The sequence below is a fragment of the Microcoleus sp. AT3-D2 genome, from assembly GCF_036705715.1.
GTDB lineage: Bacteria > Cyanobacteriota > Cyanobacteriia > Cyanobacteriales > Microcoleaceae > Microcoleus.
Window position 1 is genome coordinate 1 of the sequence record NZ_JAUBVE010000133.1, and the last position, 7,475, is coordinate 7,475.

Sequence of the window (7,475 nt, forward strand, 5' to 3'; positions counted from 1 at the left end):
TCATAAGTTAGGGTGAATCCGACTTCTAAACTCTAAACCTAAACCCTGCCTACTGTCTAGAACGAAATAGCCCTGCTCTTCATCTAGATCCATTTGAGAAAGAAATTTATCTATGACCCTATTTAGTTTAACTTCTGCATCTAGAAGCTCGTTACCTGTAGATTTAGCCTCCATCTCTTGAAAATATTGCTCGCTTGTAATCATTCCAAGATTCATTTGGCTTGCCAAATGAATCTTTTCTGCAAATTCTTTATCTTCTTTTTTTAGCCCATTATTAATTATTGCATCGGTAACCGCTCCTAAAGCAAGTTGATATCGACCCGTAGAGTAATTTGCATAAGCACTTATCAGTTTTAACCTTGGTTCAGTAGCTGCTTTCTGACTCACTAAATTTAGTTTTTCCAGAACTGAATTAGAATATCCTGCTGCCACTAAGGTCATACCAGCAGAACTCAGAATCCTTTCAATCTCAACAGAATTTTTGCTTTCAAGTGTGTCGGGATTTATAGAAACTGATATATTGTCATTTGTGGGAGAATGCGCTAGGGATTCCAATATTTTACGGTGCAATTCAGCTTGTCGGCGAATTCTATCATATATGCTTTGAATCGCTAGTTCATTAAGCTGTTGAAGAGGAATAGAAATTTTTTCCTGACTCCTCCAATCGGAATTCATCTTAATACGACGCCTATTTTCATCAGCCGCCCAGGCATAAAATAGTTCATGCGTTTTTTCAACATACAAAACATACAAGCCAAGCACACCGTTGAGTAAGTAGTTGAAGTTGCTTGTCTCTATTTGATGAGTAACAATTCTATCTTGTTTTGCCTTTTTCTCTTCACAGCTTTTAAGCTGAACTTGAGCACGCATATTGGTGTAGCACCCATCAATCAAAATTTCAAGAGAGCCATCTACACCAGCATCATCCACTGGTTCATGGCGAAAGACAAATTGATCAACTGGTAAAACTTCTTGAAAACTTACAATGCTTAGTCTTTGCAATTGAGAATTTCTATCTGCTTTAGGAAGTGGGTTGCGGCTATCAGTCATGTTATAAGCAAATAAATGAAATTATGGGCAGCAAGAATGTAGCTATCTTAGCTTAAACTAACTTTGTTCGTTTGACAGGCATGACACCGAAAGCCTACAGAGCGAAAACAGATTAGCTTCAAACAACCGCCACCACCTGTAACCAAAGCAGCAAAACTATATAATTTGATATGACTGGGTTAAACTAAGTCAGGTAAATGACTTTCTATACAGATGACTATTTTTACTCTGCGATCGATCAAAAAAGACTTCGGCATCAAGGAACTCTTGACAGATGCCAGCTTCAGCCTCGATGAAGGCGATAAAGTCGGACTCATCGGCACAAACGGTTCCGGCAAATCAACCCTGCTGAAAATGATTGCGGGTATGGAGTCGATCGACTCTGGCGATCGCTGGGTCAATCCAGGGTCTACAATTGTCTATCTCCCCCAACAGCCGGATTTAGACGAAAATCACACTGTCTTAGAGCAAGTATTTGCCGACAGTGGCGAACAAATGGCTTTAGTGCGCGAATACGAGGAAATTTCCGCTCAATTGTCCCACGGCAAAGGCGATACAGACAAGTTGATGGCGCGTCTGTCTGCGGTGTCTGAACGCATTGATGAGGTGGATGCGTGGGATTTGGAAACCAAGGCGAAATTGATTTTGACCAAGTTGGGGATTGAGGATTTTGATGCGAAAATTGCCGATTTGTCCGGCGGCTACCGCAAGCGAATTGCCTTAGCAACAGCCTTGTTGTCCGAGCCCGATGTGTTGCTGATGGATGAACCGACAAACCACTTGGATGCGCTGTCAGTTGAGTGGTTGCAGAACTATTTGAACGGCTATCGCGGTGCTTTGCTGCTGATTACGCACGATCGCTATTTTCTCGATCGCGTTACCAATCGCATCCTAGAGATCGATCGCGGCGACCTTTACAATTATGCTGGCAATTACGCTTATTACTTGGAGAAAAAAGCCTTAGCTGAAGAATCCGCCGCCAGCAGTGTTCGCAAACACGCGGGTGTATTGCGGCGCGAATTGGAATGGCTCAAACGCGGGCCGAAAGCGCGCAGTACCAAGCAAAAAGCTCGGATCGATCGCATTAAAGATATGCGAGCCCAGGAGTTCAAAACAGCCAACGGCAAAGTCGAAATTGCGACAGCCGGCCGCCGGATTGGTAAGAAGGTGATTGAGTTACTGCATATCAATAAAGCTTACGGCGATCGCACTTTAATTAAAGATTTTACCTACAATTTCACACCCGAAGACCGGATTGGAATTATTGGTAGTAACGGTGCGGGAAAATCGACGCTGATGGATATCATCACCGGACGCATTCAGCCGGATTCGGGTACAGTCGAAATTGGCACAACCATTCATATCGGTTATTTTGACCAGCATTCAGAGGATTTGACGCCGAACGAAGACCAGCGAGTTATTGAATACTTGAAAAGTGTGGCGGAATTGGTGCAAACGGCGGATGGGGAAATCATTACCGCTTCTCAAATGTTGGAAAAGTTTCTGTTTCCACCGAACCAACAGTATGCACCGATTAACAAACTTTCGGGCGGGGAAAAGCGCCGCTTATTTCTGTTGAAGGTGCTGATGAGTGCGCCAAACGTGCTGATTTTGGACGAACCGACAAACGACCTGGACGTGCAGACTTTGGCAGTTTTGGAGGATTATCTCGAAGATTTTAACGGCTGCGTGATTGTGGTCTCTCACGATCGCTATTTTCTCGATCGCACGATCGACATGGTTTTCGCCTTGGAACCGGGCGGCAATTTGCGTTTGTATCCAGGCAATTATTCCGTGTATTTAGACTACAAGAAAGCCGAAGAAGCCAAAGAAATCCAAGGGCAAAAAGAAAAAGAAAAACTTACACGCACCGTTGAATCTAATAATTCTAAATCCACAAATCCCACTCAAAAAACTACCAAAGTTTCCTTCAATGAGAAGCGGGAATACGAACAATTAGAAAGTCAAATCCCGAAAATGGAAGTTGAGAAACAAGAGATTGAGAAGAGGTTGTCTAACAATGCTCCGAGCGGGTTTGCGGAGGTAAAGAAGTTATCGGATCGTTTAGCTCAGTTGACGCAGCAGATCGATCATGCGACTGAGCGCTGGTTGGAGTTAGCCGAACGGGTTGGTTAATTGGGCTATCCGAATGTGGTGTTTAGCTCCTGCTAACAATGGCAGGAGCTACAGGAATTATGGCGGAAAAAACCCCATGCTGAAACGAATATATATTGACAAATTTCAAGAGTTTTTTATTTTCATATTACAAATAGTCTTGCAAAAAAATATTAGGAATAATTCTTATTTAGCCGACGGTTTGGCAACCTTTGACAATTTATTACCTAAGTGTGATGAAGCTATGTTGGATTAAAGTTATAAAATAAGTCACCTGTTACTACTGTCAACCAAATTGACCAACAAACTTAAGACGGGTAAAACTCTGAAATCCTTCTCAAAGCTGCAATCCGATCGGCAACAGCGGCAAAAAAACCGCTTTTTTTGCGATCGCCTCAAGTAAAGCTGTATGTCAAAAACTGCGAAGCCCCGGAGGGTGGGGTTGACAACAGCAGTAGAATATGCAGTAAAAGTCAGGGTAAGCAAATAAGACTGGCAGCAGAAAACAGGGACGAAAAAGCCCAAAACAGGTAAAACAAAAGTCGATCGGGCAAAGTTAAGTTGGTCGAGGACTAAAAATATGGTGATGGGTGAGATACAATTGACCTGTTCTTAACCAAGAATTGGTCAACATCACAACTATCCTGTAGAAGTCTGAAGTTGAGAATCTCAGGGTTGTCGAGGAGCGGGAGCAAACAGAAAACTATGCCTCAAAAAGTAATCGCCAAACAGATGTCTTTGGAATCAGCGTCAGAGCCGATCGCCGTGAGGGCGACGGTGGAAACAGTGCCAGCCGAAGCAGTGGCAGTAGAGTCCTACGCCGATCGGTTGATGGACGAACTGTTTGAAGGAGTCGATCGAGCATTCGACGGTAGCGGCGGACTGCCATCCGAACCCGTGCAGCCAGAATTCGTGGCGCTCAAGTCGATCTCAGTACCTCAAATAGTTTTGTCGCAGTTGGCACCCCCCCAGCCGCAGCGGGACGAAAAAGACGTAGAAGCGATCGCCCGCCAAGTCGCCCTAGAAACAGCCAAAAAACAGCAGTCCAAACAATCATTCGACAGAATGCTGCTGGGAGCAGCATTTGGGTCGCTGCTGCTAGTCATGGGGTTATGGCTCGCAAGCAGATCGGGACTCGTGCGCTTGCCCGCCGCCCCCGCACCAGAGACACCCGCAGCAAGTGGCAAAACAGCACCAGATACCCCGTTTGTGGAATACGTGCAGCGCTCGCTAGAAGCGATCGAACAAAAAAAAGCACCCCCAGCTAACCCCCAACTTGCAGGAGTTCCCGGAGCCCCCACCCCAGGGACGCTGCCGAGCATTCCAATTTCCGGCGCGCCCCCGGCAACGGCAGGTCTTTCCACAGCAGTCAACCGCATTGCTAATGCCCTCGAACAAGCTGCCACTCAGCCGGGAGCACCAGCACCCCAAGTGGTAGTCATCCCTCCCCCCGCTCAGGTGACTGTGGCTCCGGCTGCTCCGGTAGCTGCTGCTCCGGCTGTTCCTCAAACCAGCGCAGTTTCTCCCTCGCCGGCGGCTCCAGCCTCCGGTCGTGCGATCGCCGCTGCGGGCAATCGAGATCCCCTCGCTGCTTCCCCTTCCTCGGAGTCTCCCCAGCCAAAGATTTTGGCTCGCGAAACCGAACCGGCACCAGCGCCCCCAGCCCAGCAATCCGCGCCCGCGCCGGAGCAATCGGCACCAGCCGTCAGCAGCGCCCCAACTTCCGCGCACACGTTGGTAGGGATTTTGGAGTTGGGCGATCGATCGGCTGCTTTGTTTGAAGTAGACGGCGTAGCCCGCAGAATTTATGTCGGCGAAAGCATCGGCGCTAGCGGTTGGACGCTGGCAGAAATCAAAAATCAAGAAGCAGTGATTCGCAAGGGAGGAGATGTGCGATCGGTTTTTGTCGGCCAAAAGTTCTAATTAGTCATCAGTTATGAGTCATTAGTCATCAGTCATTAGTTATGACTTAGGTCATCGGTAATTGGTAATGGGCAGCGATCGGGCTGTACCTCACGAGCAGTGACAACAGTTAGAATATAGGAACCGCCAAGACGTTCTTAATTGCTGAAACCATTGCTCTTATTGCTTATTCCTTCTATCCGTTAAATCGCTTCCCAATTCGTTACCGAACTTTCTTCTGCTATAACTAACAACTCAGGATAGATAATCGATCTCCAGTGACTAAGAACCAATGACTAATAACTAATGACTAATGACTAATGACTAATAACTAATGACTAATAACTAATGACTAATAACTAATGACTAATGACTAATGACTAATGACTAATGACTAATGACTAATGACTAATGACTAATGACTAATGACTAATGACTGAGGAATTATAAAAAATGGGCTTATTTGATGATTTCAGCCGCTTTCTAGAAACCAGATTAGAAGAATTTTTGCGTACCAATCCCCATCTGGAATTGCAGGCAATAGAAGAACAACTGAAGGAACAAGAAGAAGACACTCTGCGGCTGATTCTCGATATCCAAAAACAAGAGAAAAAACTGCAAGCCGAAATTCTCTCTGCCGCCCAAGAAATTCAGCGCTGGAACGATCGCATCAACAAAGCTAAAGCTGCTCAAAGGCTCGATTTAGCTCAAGCCGCCCAAGAGCGGCAAGCCGCTTTGCTGCGTCAGGGAAATCAGCGCTGGGGTCAAATGCAAGGCTGCAAAGAACGGATTGAAAAAGCAAAAGAACTGTACCGCCAAATTCAAGTACGGCGAAAAGAAGTCCGAGCAAAAGCGGCAGAAGCTGCAACTCGAACTACCACTAAAACAGAGCCAAATTGGGATACAAAGGGTTGGAATCAGAGTTCAAATTATAATAGTTTTAATGCGGCAGATCCTTTAGAAGAAAAGTTTCAACGCTGGGAAGCAGACGAAGAACTCGATCAAATGAAGCGGAATATAGGCCGATAGTTACGAAAGCATTCCAATCCTTTAGGGACGGGTTCACCCGGAACTGGGATGCCTGGTGCAACTATTAGTCAAGCCTCCAGAGTCTCAGGTATTGCGATCGATCGCTCAGAGTTGATATAATTACCATCCTAAAATTCTAGGGCCAATTAATCAATCATCCCTACAATATTCTCACAACGGTTGCTCTGCTTGAGAAGGTGGCTCTTCTGGCAGCGGAATAAACTCTGTCTCTTGAGGAACTTGAGCAAACCGTCCCTCTCTCCAATCGAGTTTGGCTTGCTCAATGCGTGAGTGCCGACTCGAAACAAAATTCCACCACTTATGCCGCTCACCAACAGGTTCACCGCCAATCACAATACAACGAGCCTTGCCTGAAGCAGAAATGTTTACTTCTGTGCCGGAAGTGAGAACTGCCAACCGATGTTGTTCCAGAGGCACTCCATCGATCACAAGCCCCTCTGTTACGCTGTAAACCGCCTGTTCGCTGTAATCGCCCGGTAAGGTAAATTCTCTTCCAGCAGTCAGTTCCACGTCCAGATAAATCATGGGTGAAAATATTTGAACTGGGGAAGTGCGACCATAGGCCTCACCCGCAATCAGGGTGAACGAAACTCCTGCATCCTCCCAAACAGGCAGCTCAGAAGCCGGATGATGCCGAAACCAGGGGTCGGTTTCTTCGTATTCATCGGGAAGGGCTATCCAGGTTTGAATGCCATGCAGGATGGCTTCTTTGCTGCGATCGTCGTCAGGCGTGCGTTCGGAGTGGACAATGCCTCGCCCTGCTGTCATCCAGTTCACCGCACCGGGACGGATTTCTTGAACGCTGCCCACACTATCACGATGCAGCAAAACACCTTCAAACAGGTAGGTGACGGTTGCTAAGTTGATGTGTGGATGCGGTCTGACATCCACGCCCCGGCCGGGTGGAAACACCGCAGGGCCCAGATGGTCAAAAAAGATGAACGGGCCCACTAGTGCTAAAACCTCGGAGGGAAGCAGGCGGCGGGCTTGGAATCCACCCAAATCTTGAATGTGTGGCTCAATGAAATGCTGGATGATATCCGTCATAATGTTTATGAAGTTGGGAACGCTAATCGTTTATGTCATAAAGTGCATTATAGCTGGCAAAAGTATAGTCATTTATAGACATGGGAGGCCTCAAGTCCCTCCCCCTTCACTTTTGCTTTAAGCGGATTAACCCGCATTGGCCCAACTACGCAGCTCTCTATCCCATTGCTGAAAGCATTTGGGATTGCTTTTCTGAGGATGTTGTACGCGGCGTTCACATCGGAATTAATTAACTAGACCTCTTGCGAAAGTGCGCTCTTTCTAGGTAAAATAAAAGAAAAAATTAGCTTAATAATATGAACTACGAAGAA

General features: G+C 46.4%; 5 protein-coding genes and 1 pseudogene. 3 read left to right on the top strand and 3 right to left on the bottom strand.

The window, feature by feature from the left end:
- Positions 1-1,050 (bottom strand): DUF4365 domain-containing protein, encoded by a 1,050-nt coding sequence (locus tag QUB44_RS29725; protein WP_333373251.1) that lies wholly within the window; start codon positions 1,048-1,050, stop codon positions 1-3.
- A gap of 213 nt (positions 1,051-1,263) precedes the next feature.
- On the opposite strand from QUB44_RS29725, the gene QUB44_RS29730 reads away from it, so the two are divergent.
- The 3 genes from QUB44_RS29730 (at position 1,264) to QUB44_RS29740 (ending at position 6,096) form a co-directional block, all read left to right on the top strand.
- Positions 1,264-3,186 (top strand): ABC-F family ATP-binding cassette domain-containing protein, encoded by a 1,923-nt coding sequence (locus tag QUB44_RS29730; RefSeq protein ID WP_333373254.1) that lies wholly within the window; start codon positions 1,264-1,266, stop codon positions 3,184-3,186.
- Positions 3,187-3,870: 684 nt separating this feature from the next.
- Positions 3,871-5,088 (top strand): hypothetical protein, encoded by a 1,218-nt coding sequence (locus QUB44_RS29735; protein ID WP_333373257.1) that lies wholly within the window; start codon positions 3,871-3,873, stop codon positions 5,086-5,088.
- A 432-nt stretch (positions 5,089-5,520) separates the two neighbouring features.
- Positions 5,521-6,096 (top strand): TIGR04376 family protein, encoded by a 576-nt coding sequence (locus QUB44_RS29740; protein ID WP_333373260.1) that lies wholly within the window; start codon positions 5,521-5,523, stop codon positions 6,094-6,096.
- A gap of 171 nt (positions 6,097-6,267) precedes the next feature.
- Here the strand turns inward: QUB44_RS29740 and QUB44_RS29745 are convergent, their stop codons facing one another.
- Entirely contained in the window at positions 6,268-7,164 is an 897-nt protein-coding gene (locus QUB44_RS29745) for a pirin family protein (RefSeq protein ID WP_333373263.1), read from the bottom strand.
- A 68-nt stretch (positions 7,165-7,232) separates the two neighbouring features.
- Positions 7,233-7,397 (bottom strand): annotated as a pseudogene (locus tag QUB44_RS29750) (RNA-guided endonuclease TnpB family protein); the annotation flags it as partial.
- Positions 7,398-7,475 lie beyond the last annotated feature (78 nt).

What these genes read in the sequence shown, in the direction of transcription:
- QUB44_RS29725 (WP_333373251.1), bottom strand. Translation starts at nt 1,050, where the DNA reads ATGACTGATAGCCGCAACCCACTTCCTAAAGCAGATAGAAATTCTCAA.
- QUB44_RS29730 (WP_333373254.1), top strand. Translation starts at nt 1,264, where the DNA reads ATGACTATTTTTACTCTGCGATCGATCAAAAAAGACTTCGGCATCAAG.
- QUB44_RS29735 (WP_333373257.1), top strand. Translation starts at nt 3,871, where the DNA reads ATGCCTCAAAAAGTAATCGCCAAACAGATGTCTTTGGAATCAGCGTCA.
- QUB44_RS29740 (WP_333373260.1), top strand. Translation starts at nt 5,521, where the DNA reads ATGGGCTTATTTGATGATTTCAGCCGCTTTCTAGAAACCAGATTAGAA.
- QUB44_RS29745 (WP_333373263.1), bottom strand. Translation starts at nt 7,164, where the DNA reads ATGACGGATATCATCCAGCATTTCATTGAGCCACACATTCAAGATTTG.